Annotated in this window: 15 protein-coding genes; 2 read left to right on the top strand and 13 right to left on the bottom strand. The window is 63.6% G+C overall.

Features of this window, described 5'->3' with window-relative positions; translation table 11 throughout:
* Positions 1–9 precede the first annotated feature (9 nt).
* The gene (locus ACIQUG_RS19350) at positions 10–744 is read right to left on the bottom strand and encodes an SDR family oxidoreductase (RefSeq protein ID WP_402323561.1); all 735 of its coding nucleotides are present in this window, start codon (positions 742–744) and stop codon (positions 10–12) included.
* A gap of 257 nt (positions 745–1,001) precedes the next feature.
* A complete protein-coding gene (locus ACIQUG_RS19345; RefSeq protein WP_402323560.1) occupies positions 1,002–1,760 on the bottom strand; it encodes an alpha/beta hydrolase in 759 nt (252 codons plus the stop codon).
* Positions 1,761–1,907: 147 nt separating this feature from the next.
* Between ACIQUG_RS19345 and ACIQUG_RS19340 the strand changes: the two genes are divergently transcribed.
* Positions 1,908–2,354, top strand: coding sequence for a MarR family winged helix-turn-helix transcriptional regulator (locus tag ACIQUG_RS19340; protein ID WP_043625851.1), 447 nt, complete (start codon positions 1,908–1,910; stop codon positions 2,352–2,354).
* 101 nt (positions 2,355–2,455) lie between these two features.
* Here the strand turns inward: ACIQUG_RS19340 and guaA are convergent, their stop codons facing one another.
* From guaA to ACIQUG_RS19320, 4 genes are all read right to left on the bottom strand, one after another.
* A complete protein-coding gene (gene guaA, locus ACIQUG_RS19335; RefSeq protein ID WP_402323559.1) occupies positions 2,456–4,018 on the bottom strand; it encodes a glutamine-hydrolyzing GMP synthase in 1,563 nt (520 codons plus the stop codon).
* Between the two features lie 94 nt (positions 4,019–4,112).
* The gene (locus tag ACIQUG_RS19330) at positions 4,113–4,751 is read right to left on the bottom strand and encodes a 5'-methylthioadenosine/S-adenosylhomocysteine nucleosidase (RefSeq protein ID WP_402323558.1); all 639 of its coding nucleotides are present in this window, start codon (positions 4,749–4,751) and stop codon (positions 4,113–4,115) included.
* A complete protein-coding gene (locus tag ACIQUG_RS19325; protein WP_192448094.1) occupies positions 4,748–5,200 on the bottom strand; it encodes a PaaI family thioesterase in 453 nt (150 codons plus the stop codon). The genes ACIQUG_RS19330 and ACIQUG_RS19325 overlap by 4 nt, the downstream gene beginning before the upstream one ends.
* A 76-nt stretch (positions 5,201–5,276) precedes the next feature.
* Positions 5,277–5,729 carry a TspO/MBR family protein gene (locus ACIQUG_RS19320; RefSeq protein ID WP_402323557.1) on the bottom strand — a complete coding sequence of 151 codons (453 nt, stop codon included), beginning with the start codon at positions 5,727–5,729 and terminating at the stop codon, positions 5,277–5,279.
* An 83-nt stretch (positions 5,730–5,812) separates the two neighbouring features.
* On the opposite strand from ACIQUG_RS19320, the gene ACIQUG_RS19315 reads away from it, so the two are divergent.
* A complete protein-coding gene (locus ACIQUG_RS19315; RefSeq protein ID WP_043625836.1) occupies positions 5,813–6,367 on the top strand; it encodes a GNAT family N-acetyltransferase in 555 nt (184 codons plus the stop codon).
* Positions 6,368–6,380: 13 nt separating this feature from the next.
* On the opposite strand, the gene ACIQUG_RS19310 is transcribed toward ACIQUG_RS19315, so the two are convergent.
* From ACIQUG_RS19310 to ACIQUG_RS19280, 7 genes are all read right to left on the bottom strand, one after another.
* Complete coding sequence (locus ACIQUG_RS19310) at positions 6,381–7,466, bottom strand: DUF1513 domain-containing protein (protein WP_402323556.1); 1,086 nt, start codon at positions 7,464–7,466, stop codon at positions 6,381–6,383.
* Positions 7,467–7,497: 31 nt separating this feature from the next.
* Positions 7,498–8,487, bottom strand: a complete 990-nt coding sequence (locus ACIQUG_RS19305; RefSeq protein WP_402323555.1) for a magnesium transporter CorA family protein — start codon at positions 8,485–8,487, stop codon at positions 7,498–7,500.
* A gap of 209 nt (positions 8,488–8,696) precedes the next feature.
* Positions 8,697–9,812 carry an imelysin family protein gene (locus tag ACIQUG_RS19300; RefSeq protein WP_402323554.1) on the bottom strand — a complete coding sequence of 372 codons (1,116 nt, stop codon included), beginning with the start codon at positions 9,810–9,812 and terminating at the stop codon, positions 8,697–8,699.
* Positions 9,812–11,341, bottom strand: coding sequence for a di-heme oxidoredictase family protein (locus ACIQUG_RS19295; protein ID WP_402323553.1), 1,530 nt, complete (start codon positions 11,339–11,341; stop codon positions 9,812–9,814). Before ACIQUG_RS19295 ends, ACIQUG_RS19300 begins: the two co-directional genes overlap by 1 nt.
* Before the next feature lie 49 nt (positions 11,342–11,390).
* Positions 11,391–12,671, bottom strand: a complete 1,281-nt coding sequence (locus tag ACIQUG_RS19290; RefSeq protein WP_043615417.1) for an imelysin family protein — start codon at positions 12,669–12,671, stop codon at positions 11,391–11,393.
* A 188-nt stretch (positions 12,672–12,859) separates the two neighbouring features.
* Complete coding sequence (locus tag ACIQUG_RS19285; RefSeq protein ID WP_402323552.1) at positions 12,860–14,146, bottom strand: RsmB/NOP family class I SAM-dependent RNA methyltransferase; 1,287 nt, start codon at positions 14,144–14,146, stop codon at positions 12,860–12,862.
* A gap of 136 nt (positions 14,147–14,282) precedes the next feature.
* The gene (locus ACIQUG_RS19280; RefSeq protein WP_060519659.1) at positions 14,283–14,657 is read right to left on the bottom strand and encodes a septal ring lytic transglycosylase RlpA family protein; all 375 of its coding nucleotides are present in this window, start codon (positions 14,655–14,657) and stop codon (positions 14,283–14,285) included.
* Positions 14,658–14,910 lie beyond the last annotated feature (253 nt).

Here is a 14,910-nt window from a genome sequence, read left to right as displayed (position 1 = left end):
CGGATTGCCTCAATGCGGGCTCGCCGTCGGGCGCACGATGATCTCGCTGACGTCGACATCGTCGGGCTGGCCGATGGCGTAGGTGATCGACGATGCAACGGCGTCGGGACTGATGCAGATAGCCCGCCATTCCTTCATCGCCTCGCGCGCGCTGGGGTCGCTGATCGTATCGGCGAGCTCGGAGGTCGTCGTTCCGGGCGAGATGACGGTAACGCGGATGCGGTCGGTCTCCTGCCTCAGGCCGTCCGAGATCGCCCGGACGGCGTACTTGGTGGCGCAATAGACGGCGGCCGTCGGCGACACCGAATGGCCACCGATCGAGGAGATGTTGATGATCTGCCCGGATCCTTGCGCACTCATGATCGGCAGGGCCGCGGCAATGCCGTAGAGCACGCCCTTGATGTTCACGTCGACCATGCGGTCCCACTCGTCGACTTTGAGCGCTGCCAGCGGCGACAGCGGCATCACGCCGGCATTGTTGACGATGACATCGAGGCGACCGAATTCGGCCTGGGCAAAGCGGGCGAAGGCGGCAACGTCGTCGCGGTCGGTAACGTCGAGCACGCGAAAGCGGACCTCGCCGCCGGCAGCGGCGATTTCGTCGGCGATGCGCTCCAGCCGATCGGCTCGGCGTGCACCGATCACCACCTTGGCGCCGGCCGCAGCCAGCCTCTTGGCGGTGGCTTCGCCGATGCCGCTGCTTGCGCCGGTGATGGCCACAACTTTTCCCTGAACATTCTCCATGGATATCGCCTTTCGAGAGGTCCGTTTCTGATTGGCTCGGGTGCTGATGCCCCTGAGCTGATCAGACGGAGGATAGAAAAGGCGATCCGTTCGATCGAGCGGCCAATCGAGGATGGCGTGGTCAGAAGCTCTAACCAATGATGGCGACGGTGGAGCAGGGTTCCACGCGGATTGGTCGTTAGGCTGGCCCTGGAGACAAGCGAAAGGGCGAAGCTTCGCGCTTCGCCCCCATTTCTGTCGCTGTCCGTTGAGGTCGCTTATTCGCTCGCCTGCGCGGCCTGCTCGATGATCGCGGCCACCGCCTCGGGCTTGGAGACATAGATGGCGTGGCTGCCGGATGTCTCAACCACGGTGGAACCCGCCCGCTTTGCCATCTGGCGCTGGGCGGCCGGCGGGATCATGTGGTCGTCGGTCGCGACCAGATAGAAGCTCGGCTTTTCCTTCCACGCCGGGGCGGTGACGGCGCCGGTTGTCGCTTCGATGCCCCACGGTACCTGGGAGTCGGCCATGAAGGCGGCAAGCTTAGGATCGACATCGGCCGCGAAGGCAGCAGTGAACTTTTCCTTGTCGAGCGAGAGGAAGCCATCGACCGGCGGCAGGATCGGCGGAACGGGCGCGCCGGCCGGCGGGTTGGCGATGAGCGAGGAAACGGACTCGCCCTTATCCGGCGCAAAGGCGGCGATGTAGACGACCGACTTCACCTTCTCGTCGGTGCCGGCTTCAGAAACGACCACGCCGCCATAGGAGTGGCCGACGAGCACGACCGGTCCGTCCTGCGCGGCGATCGCACGCTTGGTGGCCGCAACGTCGCCGGCAAGCGTCACAGTCGGGTTCTGCACGATGGTGACGTTGTAGCCGTCCTTCTTCAGGATGTTGTAGACGCCCTGCCAGCCGGAGCCGTCGGCAAAGGCGCCGTGAACGAGCACGACATTCTTGGTGGCGGGGGCCGCGTTGGCCGGTGTCAGCGCGCTTGCGGAGAGGGCGAAAGCAGCGGCGGTGATCAGGGACTTGAGCATTTCGGATCTCCTTCGGTGAGTTATTTTCGCGACATTTATTATCGCGATAATCATCGTATACGGCGACTCGATTTTCTTGTAAAGATATTAATTATCGCGATATCTATTTTCGCGGCGAAAGGCCGCAAGCGCCGCAAGGAGGCTGGAATGCCCGACGACCCGACAACGCTGCCGCTCGACAGCCAGCTCTGTTTCTCGATCTATTCGGCGTCGATCGCCATCAACCGCGTCTACAAGCCGATGCTCGATGCGCTCGGCGTGACCTATACGCAGTATCTCGTCCTGAGCACGCTTTGGGAGAGGGATGGACTGACGATCTCGGCGATCGCCGATCGGCTGGGACTGGAATCGAGCACCATCACGCCGGCCGTGAAGCGCCTCGAAGCCGCCGGCTTCCTGGGTCGGCATCGCAGCGTCACGGACGAGCGCCAGGTCGAGGTCCATCTCACCGCGAAAGGGCGCAGCCTGCACGTGAAGACCGGTTGCCTGACCGATGCGCTCCTGGAAAATTCCGGCTTTACCGTACCGGAAATGATCGACCTCAACGAACGGGTCCGGAAACTGCGCGATGGGATGCGCGACGCGGTGAAATAGGGCTGCATGCGGGCGGCGACTGTGCCGGGACGCAAAAAGGGCGCGCCGAAGCACGCCCTTTAACGCTTTCTATCGCCGACGCAGCAGATGCGTCCGCGTGTTTATTCCCACTCGATCGTGCCTGGCGGCTTCGAGGTGACGTCGTAGACGACGCGGTTGATGCCGCGGACCTCGTTGATGATGCGCGTCGCCGCGCGGCCGAGGAATTCCATGTCGTAGTGGTAGAAGTCCGCCGTCATGCCGTCGACCGAGGTGACGGCGCGAAGGGCACAGACGAACTCGTAGGTGCGGCCATCGCCCATGACGCCGACGGTCTGCACTGGCAGAAGCACGGCGAAGGCCTGCCAGATGGCGTCGTAGAGGCCGGCCTTGCGGATCTCGTCGAGATAGATCGCATCGGCTTCGCGCAGGATTTCGAGCTTCTCGCGGCTGATGCCGCCCGGGCAACGGATGGCGAGGCCCGGACCCGGGAAGGGGTGGCGGCCGATGAAGCTGTCGGGCAGGCCGAGCTCGCGGCCGAGCACGCGCACTTCGTCCTTGAAGAGTTCGCGCAGCGGCTCGACGAGCTGCATGTTCATGCGCTCGGGCAGGCCGCCGACATTGTGGTGCGACTTGATCGTCACCGACGGGCCGCCGGTGAAGGAAACGCTTTCGATGACGTCGGGGTAGAGCGTGCCCTGAGCGAGGAAGTCGGCGCCGCCGAGCTTCTTTGCCTCTTCCTCGAACACTTCGATGAACAGGCGGCCGATGATCTTGCGCTTGGTCTCGGGATCGCTCTGGCCTTCCAGTTCGCCGATGAAGCGGTCGGATGCGTCGACGTGCAGGAGGTGCAGGTTGTAGTGCTCCTCGAACATCGAGACGACGTTCTTTACCTCGTCCTTGCGCATCAGGCCGTGGTCGACGAGGATGCAGGTGAGCTGGTCGCCAACCGCTTCATGGATCAGGAGCGCTGCGACCGAGCTGTCGACGCCGCCCGAGAGCGCGCAGATGACCTTCTTGTCGCCAACCTGCTTGCGGATCGCTTCGACCGCCTTGGCGCGGTAGGCCGACATCGACCAGTCGCCCTTGATGCCGGCAATCTTGTGCACGAAGTTGGAAATCAGCTTGGCGCCGTCGGGCGTGTGCACCACTTCCGGATGGAACTGCACGGCGTAGTACTTGCGCTTCTCGTCGGCGATGAAGGCGAAGGGCGCGTTGGCGGAGGTCGCGACGACCTCGAAGCCCTCGGGGATTGCGGTGACGCGGTCGCCGTGTGACATCCAGACCTGGTGGCGCGAGCCGACCGACCAGAGGCCTTCGAACAGCGGGCAGTCCTTCTCGACTTCGAGGAAGGCGCGGCCGAATTCGCGGTGGTGGCCGCTCTCGACCTTGCCGCCGAGCTGGGCGCAGATGGTCTGCTGGCCATAGCAGATGCCGAAGACCGGCAGGCCGCTATCGAAGATCACCGAGGGCGCACGCGGCGAGCCGATGTCGAGCGTGGAGGCCGGGCTACCGGAGAGGATGACGGCCTTCGGCTTCAGCCGCTGAAAACCTTCTTCAGCCGACTGGAACGGCACGATTTCGCAATAGACACCGGATTCGCGGACGCGTCGGGCGATGAGCTGCGTCACCTGGCTGCCGAAGTCGACGATAAGGACGGTGTCGGGATGGGCTGTCTGGGTCATTGGGTGCCTTCAAACAAGCTTGATCATGGCGAGCCTTTAATGAAAGCCCGCCAACGACGCAACGATTCAATTGCACCCGGACAATTCCGGGGTTTTAGAGCGGGATCGCTCCACTCAAGACCGCATTCTCCAACCGGTCGATCACGCTTGCAAGCTTCTCGTCGATGACGTGAAGATACTCCGTCCAGTCGTTGATATGCTTCAGTTCGGCCTTGCCGTCTGAAATGCCGCGAAGCGCAATCAAGGGAGTTCCGAAGGACTGGCAGGCGCGCAAGACCGCGAAGGTCTCCATCTCCACCATGTCGGCGTCGATCCCATCATAGGCAGCGCCCGACACGATGTTGGCGCCAGTCGAAAGCCGCGCCTCGGGCACGCCGGGGATGCGCAGCGGCAGCGGCACCACGGCCGGAAGGTCGAGAAACGGCGTTCTCCCCTTCTCGAAGCCGAGCGGCGAGGCGTCCATGTCGCGGTAGCCGACGGAAACAGCCTGGTAGACTTCCGTCTGTTCGAGCTTGGCCGCACCCGCCGAACCGAGGGAAACGACGAGATCGGGCAGGGCCCGCTCGGCCGAAAGTTCAGCAAGAGTGCGCGTCAACACGACGGCGGCCTCGACCGGGCCGACGCCGGTCATCAGCGGCTTGATCCGACCCTTCAGATGCGGACCGTATTCGGCATCCACGGCCATGACGTAGAGCACCTTGCGTCCGGCAACATCCTTCACGGCAAAACTCATCCTTCGATCCCTTCGCGTCCGCGCACCACCATCATCGTTCCGGTCATCGAGGCGATCAGCTTTGCCGGTCCGTCGGAGCGGATCGCATAGCCGCGGCCGTCGGAAACGATGATCGTCGAGCCGGGCTTGGTCACCTCGCCGCGGAACAGGAACCGCTCGCCGCGTCCGGGCGAAAGCAGGTTGACCTTGAACTCGATCGTCAGGATCGAGGCCTCCGGGTCGATCACCGAATAGGCCGCATAGGTGCCGGCCGAATCCAGTGCTGCGGAGATCACGCCGGCGTGCAGGAAGCCATGCTGCTGCGTCAGCTTGTCGTCGAAGGGCAGCTCGATTTCGACCGTGCCCTGCTCGACCAGTGTCAGTTCGGCGCCGATCGTGCGCATCGCCGCCTGCCGCGCAAAACTGTTGCGGATGCGGTTTCGGAAATCGGGGGGATCACGGTCATCCATCAGTCCACGGGCCTTTGTGTCGCGCGGCATCATTATGCTGGGCGGACAGTGGCACGCTCATGAAGGTCCGACAAGTTCAATTCATGAGCAAAATCGCGCTGTTGAGTGCGGTCGCAAACGCAACCCAGGCGAGATAGGGGAGGAACAGCAGGGCCGAAAGACGGTCTCTTTGCCAGCTTGCGACGACGAAGCCGGCGACCGCGATCACGAGCGCAAGGATGACGATCATCGCCGACGAGATATCCTGCATGCCGAAGAACAGCGGCGACCAGAGGAAGTTGAGCATCATCTGCGCCAGCCACAGGCGCATGGCGGCGGTACGGAGATGGTCGAGAAAGATCCTGGCACCGGCGATGCCGATCATCACGTAGAGGATCGACCAGACCGGCGCGAAGACCCAGTTCGGCGGATTGAAGGCGGGTTTTGCCAGCGACTGGTACCATTCGCCGGGGATGTTGTTGTAGCCGATGAGAAGGCCGAGGCCGAGAACGGCGGCGATGAAGATTGCGTAAACGATTGGTCTGTTCATGGCTTCGACAGATAGAACAAACTTTGACGCTTTCCAGCGGCCTTGCCGTTTTGAAGCCGCGATGTGTCACCTATATCATCGCCATGAAGAGCTTCAGACGCATCGACATCCGCCCGGCCGGCCCGGATGACATCATGATGATCGCCTCCGTCATCGTCGAAACCTGGCGATCGACGTTCCGCGGGCTGATTTCCGATGCCTTTCTCGACGGCATGAGCATCGAGGAACAGGCGCTGCGTCACGCAAGGCGCATGCGCATCGCCGATGTGTTTCATCTGGTCGCGGTCGACATGAGCACGAACAGGGTGATCGGCTTTGCCAATTACGGCAAAGCGCGCTCGATGCCGCCGCGGTTCGACCGGGAGCTCTATGCACTCTATATCCTCAAGGAATTCCAGGGGGCCGGCATCGGTTCGGCATTGGTGCGCAGCGTCGCCGGCCACTGCCGGGAGTTGGGCGGAAAGTCGCTCTTTGCCTGGGTGCTTTCCAGCAACCCGAGTCGGGGTTTCTACGAGCGCCTTGGCGCCGTTGCCGTCGGCCAGGGACAGGTGAGTCTCGGTGGCGAAAACCACGACCAGACCGCCTATCGCTGGAACGATCTGGCAAAGCTCTCGGGCGACGGCCGCTTTTCGGCCTGAGATCGCTTTGGCGCTAAACCAGCCGCACGATGTGCTGGTCCCAGGCCACGCGGCTCTTGTTGGCCTTGAAGTGGCCGTCATAGGAGGAAACGGCAAAGCCGTGATCGGCGCTGGCGACCCCCGCCGCATCGACGACGCGCTCTTGCTTCAGCACCGCGCCGGTTCGTGCGTCGAGCGTCACCGCCACGCCGCCCTTCGGAGACGTCAGCCCGATCAGTCCCTCGTCCCGGTTGACGGCGATGGCGCCGACATAGTTCGCCAGCGCTTCGGTCGTGCGCTCGGGCAGCGACAGGAACTTCAGGTCCTCGCCCTTGGAGAACGAGCCGACGAGCGGCGGCAGATCGTTGCGCGCGCCTTCGTATTGGCAGGCAAACCAGATTTCGCCCTTCGGACCGATGTCGACATGGCGTGTTGACAGACGGCTGAGATCATCCGGCAGACCGTGCTTCTGCACCAGCGCGCCGGTCGTGGTATCGACCAGCGTCAGGCTCGGCTGCATGTGGTCGAGATTGAGCTTGGTGCGGCCGAAATCCGGATGGGTCTCGATGCCGCCATTGGCGATCGCCAGCAGTTTCCCGTCGGCGCTCAGCGTCATGTCGTGCGGGCCGATGCCATAGGTCGGGAATTCGCCTATGCGAGCGAAGTTATCGCTGCCGTCATAGATACCGACCATGCCGCGGTTGGCGGCAAAGTCGTTCTCGGTGGCATAGAGCAGCTTGCCGTCTCCTGAGAAGCAGCCGTGGCCGTAGAAATGCCGGCCGTCGGCCGCGACAATGACCACCGGCTCGGCCGAGCCATCGGTCGCAAGGATCATCGCATAGGTGCCGGGTCTGCGGGCAAAGGCGACGGCGCGGCGGCTGGCCGGCGAATAGGCCATGCCGTGGGCCCGGGCCGGCAGCGCGGTGCGGTCGATGATCTCGCCCGCTTCCGTCAGCGTCGCAACGCCATAGCTGCCATCCGGTGCCATGAAGGCCGAGGCGAAGACGGCATCCGCCCGGGTCAGGGCGAATGCTCGCTCAGGCGCGAGGCTCGCCATCCAGGCAGCGCCCGTCATCTTCAGGAAACTGCGCCGGTCGATCAGGCCCGTGGCGGCTGTCATGCCATCCTCGCTCGTCGTGGAGGTTGCGCGCTCAGAGCCAGCCCCGGCGCTTGAAGTAGAAATAGGGCACGATCGCCGAGATCACCATCAGCATCAGTGCCGCAGGGTAGCCGAACTCCCACTGCAGTTCCGGCATCACCCCGAAGTTCATGCCATAGATCGAGGCGACCAGGGTCGGCGGCAGGAACACGACGGCGGCAACCGAGAAGATCTTGATGATCTGGTTCTGCTCGAGATTGATGAGGCCGAGCGTTGCGTCGAGCAGGAAGTTGATCTTGTTCGACAAGAACAGCGCGTGGTCGCCAAGCGAGGTCGCGTCCCGCTGGATCAGCTTGATCCGCTGACGGCTCTCCTTGCCGGCCTTGCGCGGCCCCATGCCTTCGAGCGCCACGTGATAGGCGACGAGCCGGCCGATGCTGACCAGGCTTTCGCGAATGACCGTCAACAGATCGCCCTTCTGGCCGATCTGTTCGATCAGCGACTGCAGGTTGCGCGTCTTCTTGGTAGCGCTGGCATTGGTCTTGCGGAACACTTCGCGCGAGATCGCGTCGACCTCGCTGCCGGCGCGCTCCAGCGCGTCCGCTGTGCGGTCGATGATCGCTTCCAACAGGCCGAGCATCACCAGTTCGCCGCTCTCGCAGATCTGGCCGTTGGCCTTCTGGATGCGGTGGGAAAAGGTCTGGAACGGCTTCGGGTCGGCATGGCGCACCGTGACCAGCGTCGTGCCCTTGAGGATGAAGGTCACCGGCACCTTGACCGGATAGTCGCTGTCAAGCTTGGCCGCTGCGGTCATCGTCATGAATTCCGCGCCGGCTTCCTGGTAGAGGCGGTCGGAAAGCTCGATCTCCTGCATCTCGTCACGGGTCGGGATCTCGATGCCGAGCTGGCCCTCGACCAGGCGCGTCTCCTCGGCGGAGGGATTGAGAAGGTCGTACCAGATGGCAGGGGTCGGCAGCGCGATGCCGTCGAGCATGTCGACAAGCACGAGGTGGCTGTTCTGGCTTTTGAAGATGCGCAGCATATTGGGCTCCATAGGGCGAGTCATCCGACCGCCGTGAAGCCCTGATCAAATCAGGACCGGACGGTCGTGAGCGTGAAGGCTCGACTTCGACTGTCGGGGTTCATTGGGAGTTGGTCCTTGTGGTGAAACGTGCCCGCGAGAGCGGACACGGGAAGCGCTTTGCGCCCAAAAATCGTCCTTGTCAACACCCGGTCGGGCCGCCGGATTTCTCAGTCGCCATCGGCAAAGGAGAAGCCGGCGCCAAGGCCGATCGCGCCGCCGAAATCGTTGTTCAGGCGGTTGAGCAGGTCGTTGACGTTGAGCGACAGGAAGGCGAGCTTGCCGCGTTTGTCTTCGTCGACAAGCGCCGCGTCGATCGGCCCGTCGACATTGCCGGCCATGCTGATCACCGACTTGAAGACGAAGTCGGCCGAACCCGCGACCGAGCGGCTGTCTTCCGGCAGCAGGCTCTGCATGTCGGCCACGTCGAACAGGGTCTTCAGCCCCCGGACGTTCGCGGCGATCGACGGCATAGTGTTGCCGGAGCGCCAGTAGATCGCGAGCTTCGGATGTCCCTTGTCGTCCTTGCCCTCGTAGAACGGTTTCAGCCGCTGGTCCTTCACCGTCTCGACGCCATGGACGAGAATGCCGAGCAGTTCGGTTGCCGCCTCGCGGTTGTCGCGGAACTCGGCATTGTTGGGCCCCGGATGTTTCCACGCCGCCTGAATGCCGTCGGGCTTCTGCCACGCGGCCAGGAGCTCGTTGGCGAGGGTGTCGAGGTTCTTGGTGATCGCCAGGCCGTAGCGGCAGCGGAAATCGCCGTCCTTGTTCAGAAGCGCCTCGGCGCCCGTGCCGTAGAGCACGTATTCGAGCGCGCCGAGGCCTTGCGCTGCGACGCTCTTGCCCTTGAGCCTGGCTTCGTCCGCAGCGCTTTCGTCCTTCTTCGAGACGATCGCCTGCACCTGCTTCAAGCCCGTGCTCTTGCGGTCGGGGTAGAACAGGAACCGCTCAAAGCGGTTCTGCTCAAGCGCTGGACCAAGCCTCACCACCTCGATCGCCGACCAGGCGCCGACCACCTCGGAAAACGCAGCGCGAGCGCCGTCGACCGTCGCCTGCGACGGCGCCGCGCAGAGCTTGGCCGTGGCCTTTGTGGCGGCAGCGGTCTTTTCCGTGAGGTTGCGGTAGCCGGGGATGATGAAGTCGTCGACGGCCTTGGCCATGACCGTAGGCACGGCCGCCTCGTTGACGACGCGCGGCGAGAGCGCGCTTCCTTCCTGGGCCACTGCGGGGAAAACGGCCGTCAGGGTTAAGGCAAAAGCGAGAGTAAGCGTATGCGTGCGGGGCATCAGAGTGACTCCAGGAAGGCAAGGAGATCGCGGCGATCGCCTGCGGCAAGGGCGGCAAAGGCATCACGGGCCTTCTGCCCTTCGCCGCCGTGCCACAGGATCGCTTCGGTGAAATTGCGGGCGCGTCCGTCGTGCAGCAGGAAAGTGTGCCCACTGACGGTCTTCGTCAAGCCGATGCCCCAAAGCGGCGGCGTGCGCCACTCGCGGCCGGTAGCCACACCCACCTGCTGCCCGTCGGCAAGACCCTCGCCCATGTCGTGCAGCAGGAAATCGGAATAGGGCCAGATCAGCTGGAAGGATTGCGCCTTGCCCACCGCATCGCGGCGGGTGACGAATTTCGGCGTGTGGCAGCTGGTGCAGCCGAGATCGTAAAAGACCTTCTTGCCGCGGAGCGTTTCGGCAAAGCTCGCCTTGCGCCGCGCCGGCACGGCGAGGTTCTCCGAGTAGAAGGTCACGAGGTTGAGCACCGGGTCGGGCGCCTCGGTGGGGCCGAGGCGCGCCTGCTCGCCGGTCGGCATCGTCAGGCATTTTTTCTGGGCTGCGGTGCAATCGCCGTGCGGCCGGTCGGCGTCGGGAGACGAGATGCCGATATCGGTGGCGAAGGCATCGGCGCTCTGCTGCCGCACGGTGGCGTTCTGCGCCTTCCAGCCGAAGCGGCCGAGCATGAGCTTGCCGGTCTTGGCATCCCGCGTCAGCGCCGGTCGGCCGCTGATGCCGTCACCATCCCTATCGTCGGGGTCGGCGTTCGCCAGAATATCCGCCTCATGGATCGCCTCGATCAGGCCGAGGCCGATCATCGGCTGCGCCACGCGCGGCGAGAGCGTCGTTGCCGGATCGAGCGGTCCGTAGGCAAGGTCGGCGACGAAGTAGCTGGGCCGGCGCAGCGACGCGGTTTCGCCGTCGGGAAAGGTGAAGGTCTCTTCGGTGTAGCTGACCTTCAGATGGCCTTCGGCGGCAAGGCCGGGCACGGCGCTGTCCTGAAGCTGGGCGCCATAGACAGGGTCGCCGAAGTTTACCACTTCGTGCGCGGCAATCATCCGCCGCTCTTCGTCGTCGCGGGGCGGCCGCGCCAGGCGGAAGAACATCGAGGTCGTATCGACGGCACCCTCCGGCGGACGGCCGCGCCCGTCCTTCAGGTGACAGCTCTGGCAGGCGCGGGCGTTGTAGAGCGGACCGAGCCCGTCGGAGGCCTGGGTGGAGGAGGGGGAGGAAACCCAGAGCTTGCGAAAGAGCGCGTTGCCGAGCTTGAAGCCCTCTTCCTCCTGGAAGGTGAGGTTGGCCGAAAACTGCGAAAAACTGTCGGCATTGACGGGCGCGATCGAGGTCGCGGCCCCCCCGGACATGGCCTCGAAGGTTTCCGCCTTGGAGAAATCGGTCGCAGGCTGGGTCACCGCCTGCACGCGCTGGCGGTCCTTGTCGTCGAGATCGGAGCGTTCGGTCAAAAGGCCATCGCCTGCGGAGGCGGGCAGGGCCGTGGAAAGCGCTTGCACGAGAAGAAGCGCGTAAAGGCGGGAAGCGCCGAGTTTCATCTCAGGAGGATCGGGCCGCATCTTTGTCGATGCGGCCCGCCTTTTCAGCTTATTGGAAGACGGCGTTAGGATTATCCAGGCTGTCGGAACCTTCAAGCTCGACGGTGCCGAGATCCAGCGACGCAATGACGCGCTGTACGGTCTTTGCCTGAGCGATCAGGCCGTCGATCGCCGCCTGAATGGTGGCGTTGCCCTCGGCATTGCCTTCGCCGATCATCTGGTCGTAGGCCTCGGTCGTTTCCGCGCGCTTGGCCATCGCCTGCATCTTCTCGACCGTGGTGGCGAGGTTGCCCGCCATCTCCTTGTCGAGCGCGGCATCCTTGGCCGCGACGAGTTCGGAGAGCGACGGGCCGGTCATCTTGGTGCCGTCGACGCGGGTGTATTCGCCGGTATAGGCCGACTGGATGCCGATCGCGTCGTGCAGGTGCGAGTTGTGCGTGTTGTCGGAGAAGCAGTCATGCTCTTCTTCCGGATCGTGCAGCAAGAGGCCGAGCTTCATGCGCTCGCCGGCGAGTTCCCCATAGGAGAGCGAGCCCATGCCGGTGAGGATGGCGACGAGGCCAGCCTTCGGGTCGGCCTCGACCGCCTTGGTCGCGGCACCATCCGGCGTCCAGTTGGCGACCATTTCCTTGAGGTCGGAAACGAGCAGCTCGGTCGCAGCCTTCAGATAGGCGGCGCGGCGGTCGCAATTGCCGCCGGTGCAGGCCTTGGTGTCGTAGTCCGTGTAGGGGCGGTTGCCGGCGCCGGCCTTGGTGCCGTTCAGGTCCTGGCCCCAGAGCAGGAATTCGATCGCGTGGTAGCCGGTCGCGACGTTCGCCTCGATACCGCCGGCTTCCTGCAACGTGCCCGCCAGGAATTCCGGCGTGATGTTGGAGGCGTCGACGTCCTTGCCGTCGATCTTGATCGTCTTGTTGGCGATGACATTGGCGGTGAACAGCGCGTTCTCGTCGCTCTCGGTGCCGTAGCTCGGGTCGACATAGTCGATCAGGCCTTCGTCGAGCGGCCAGGCGTTGACCTTGCCTTCCCACTCGTCAACGATCGCGTTGCCGAAGCGGTAGACTTCGGTTTCCTGGTAGGGGTTGCGGGCCTTCTTCCAGGCGTCGCGCGCGGCCTTCAGCGTTTCTTCGCTCGGCGTCGCGATCAGCGCGTCGACCGCCTTGTCGAGCGCTTCGGCGGTCGTCAGCGCATCTTCGAACTTGGCGTGAGCGACGGCGGTGTAGTGCTTCACCACGGCGGCGGCATCGGTCGCGGCATGGGCCGGCTGCAGGGCCATCGCCGAGGTCGCCGTCATCAGCGCCAGCGCGGCGCCGCGGAAAAATTTCTTGGTCATGACCCTCTCCTGTTGCGTCCCCCGGCGCCGTCGAACGCGCCGCAAAACATGGCGTCGTTCAGCCGTCAGGCCATGAGAAAGGCCCCGCCGAGCCCGCTTCTCATGAACCAAAAGCAAACTTGTGTCAAAGTGTATAGTTTAGAACGCTTTCAATCTGATGCGCGCCTTTTGACGATCGTCAAACGGCCTTAACCCTTGCGTTGCATCAGGCAGAAGAAGAAGCCGTCCGTGCCGGTGGAAGCGGGTGTCAGCGTCACCGTCTTCATGTCCGCAGACCAGGGCTGCGGCTTGTCGGTGCCAAACAGCGTCGCCCAGATATCGGCGGCCGACAGGATCTCGAATTCCGGATTGTCCTCGCAGAAGCCGTAGACCTGCGCCTCGTTTTCCTCAGGCAGAACCGAGCAGGTGACGTAGATCAGGTGGCCGCCGGGGCGGACGAACTGCGCCGCACTTGCCAGCGCCTCTTCCTGCTGGGAGATACGCTCTTCGAGGTTCTTCTGGTTCAGCCGCCACTTGGTGTCGGGACGCCGGCGCCAGGTGCCGGTGCCGGTGCAGGGCGCATCGACCAGCACGCGGTCGAAGCGGCCGGCGAGCGGCGCGAGGCTTTCGGTCGATTCATGCACCTGGACATTGCGGGTGCCGGCGCGCTTCAGCCGCTCGATGATCGGGGCGAGCCGCTTGCGGTCGGTGTCGTAGGCGTGGACCTGGCCCTTGTTGTTCATCGCTGCCGACATGGCGAGCGTCTTGCCACCGCCGCCGGCGCAATAGTCGAGCACCTGTTCGCCTTCCTGCGGATAGGCGAGGTCGGCGACGATCTGCGAACCCTCGTCCTGGACCTCGAACCAGCCCTTCTGGAAGGAAAGCTCGGCGGTCACGTTCGGCAGGCGCGAGGCGCCTTCGCCGGCGGGAATGCGGATGCCGTTGCGGGCGATCGTCGCTGCCTCGGCGCCGCTGCGCTCCAGTGCCTTCAGCACCTTGGCGCGCGAGGCCTTCAGCGTGTTGGCGCGCAGGTCCAGCGTCGGCCGGCCTGCGAGCGCCCTGGCTTCTTCCAGCCAGTCGTCGGAAAAGTTTTCTTCAAAGGAGGCTTGCACCCATTCGGGGATATCGCCCTGCACATGGGCCGGGGCGTCTTCGATCCGGCGCGACCTGAAGGCCTGAAGCTGTTCGGCCGGTGCCTCCGGCGCGAACTTGTCGCCATCGAGTTCGGCGGCAAGCTTTTCTGGCGAAAAGCCCCACTGGCGGTACATCACCGCATGGCCGAGCGCCGAGGCGCTGTCGCTGTCCATGAGGTAAGCGTGGGAGAGCTTCATGCGAAGGGCGTCGTAGACGATGTTGCCGATCGCCGAGCGATCGCCGGATCCGGCGAAACGGTGGGCAAGGCCCCAATCCTTGAGCGCGTCGGCGACCGGGCGCTTCCGCTTTTCGATATCCTCAAGAACTTCAATGGCTCCAGCGAGCCTGCCGCCCAAACGCATCTTCGATCAACTCCTTTTTCGCCGTGGTAACGGCGATGGCATCGAAGAGCAAGACGGCGGAGAAGATTAACCGCCGAGAACGGCCTTTAGCGAAGTAGATCCACCCGAACGCAGGACGGGTAGCAGTATTTCAAGATCAGGAATTGACGACGCGGTAGCAGACGCTGGCGGTACCGGAGCGAACCATGCCGATCTGCGAAGCGGCAGCCTTGGAAAGATCCATGACGCGGCCGCGGATGAACGGGCCGCGATCGTTGATGCGAACGATCACGCTCTTGCCGTTGCGCTTGTTGGTGACCTGCACCTTGGTGCCGAATTTCAGGCTGCGATGGGCGGCCGTCAGGTGAGCGGCATTCATGCGCTCGCCGGAGGCGGTCTTGGAGCTCAGCGCATACCAGGATGCGCCGCCGCAGCCGGCGCCGGCTGCATGGCTATCGGAAACGGAAACGAGACCGATAGTGGCCGTGAATAGCGCTGCAGCGGCAGCAGTCTTGATCTTCGCTGGCGTCAAACTGGCGATCCCCTCGGTCAAAACACTTGGTTAAAAACTTCTGGGAACCGCTAATTGGGGCGAAAAATGGCAAAAACGTGCTTCAACCATTTACGCTCTATTAGGATTTATTAAAAAATGACGAAATTTCAAAAACGAAGATTGTTTGAAATAGTTTAAGCCTGGACTGGAAGTTCTTTGGAATCAGGGGTTGAGCGCTTGCCAACTTCCGCACGCGGGCCGAACTCGCCGGTAAACGAAAAAAATCATTAAA

Origin of the sequence: Ensifer sp. NPDC090286 (genome assembly GCF_044769565.1) — a bacterium.
GTDB lineage: Bacteria > Pseudomonadota > Alphaproteobacteria > Rhizobiales > Rhizobiaceae > Ensifer.
Note: the sequence above shows the minus strand (reverse complement) of the source record. Positions and strands in the feature narration are given on the sequence as shown.

What these genes read in the sequence shown, in the direction of transcription:
- ACIQUG_RS19285 (WP_402323552.1), bottom strand. Translation starts at nt 14,146, where the DNA reads ATGCGTTTGGGCGGCAGGCTCGCTGGAGCCATTGAAGTTCTTGAGGAT.
- ACIQUG_RS19330 (WP_402323558.1), bottom strand. Translation starts at nt 4,751, where the DNA reads ATGAGTTTTGCCGTGAAGGATGTTGCCGGACGCAAGGTGCTCTACGTC.
- ACIQUG_RS19320 (WP_402323557.1), bottom strand. Translation starts at nt 5,729, where the DNA reads ATGAACAGACCAATCGTTTACGCAATCTTCATCGCCGCCGTTCTCGGC.
- ACIQUG_RS19350 (WP_402323561.1), bottom strand. Translation starts at nt 744, where the DNA reads ATGGAGAATGTTCAGGGAAAAGTTGTGGCCATCACCGGCGCAAGCAGC.
- ACIQUG_RS19305 (WP_402323555.1), bottom strand. Translation starts at nt 8,487, where the DNA reads ATGCTGCGCATCTTCAAAAGCCAGAACAGCCACCTCGTGCTTGTCGAC.
- ACIQUG_RS19300 (WP_402323554.1), bottom strand. Translation starts at nt 9,812, where the DNA reads ATGCCCCGCACGCATACGCTTACTCTCGCTTTTGCCTTAACCCTGACG.
- ACIQUG_RS19315 (WP_043625836.1), top strand. Translation starts at nt 5,813, where the DNA reads ATGAAGAGCTTCAGACGCATCGACATCCGCCCGGCCGGCCCGGATGAC.
- guaA (WP_402323559.1), bottom strand. Translation starts at nt 4,018, where the DNA reads ATGACCCAGACAGCCCATCCCGACACCGTCCTTATCGTCGACTTCGGC.
- ACIQUG_RS19310 (WP_402323556.1), bottom strand. Translation starts at nt 7,466, where the DNA reads ATGACAGCCGCCACGGGCCTGATCGACCGGCGCAGTTTCCTGAAGATG.
- ACIQUG_RS19340 (WP_043625851.1), top strand. Translation starts at nt 1,908, where the DNA reads ATGCCCGACGACCCGACAACGCTGCCGCTCGACAGCCAGCTCTGTTTC.
- ACIQUG_RS19345 (WP_402323560.1), bottom strand. Translation starts at nt 1,760, where the DNA reads ATGCTCAAGTCCCTGATCACCGCCGCTGCTTTCGCCCTCTCCGCAAGC.
- ACIQUG_RS19290 (WP_043615417.1), bottom strand. Translation starts at nt 12,671, where the DNA reads ATGACCAAGAAATTTTTCCGCGGCGCCGCGCTGGCGCTGATGACGGCG.
- ACIQUG_RS19295 (WP_402323553.1), bottom strand. Translation starts at nt 11,341, where the DNA reads ATGAAACTCGGCGCTTCCCGCCTTTACGCGCTTCTTCTCGTGCAAGCG.
- ACIQUG_RS19325 (WP_192448094.1), bottom strand. Translation starts at nt 5,200, where the DNA reads ATGGATGACCGTGATCCCCCCGATTTCCGAAACCGCATCCGCAACAGT.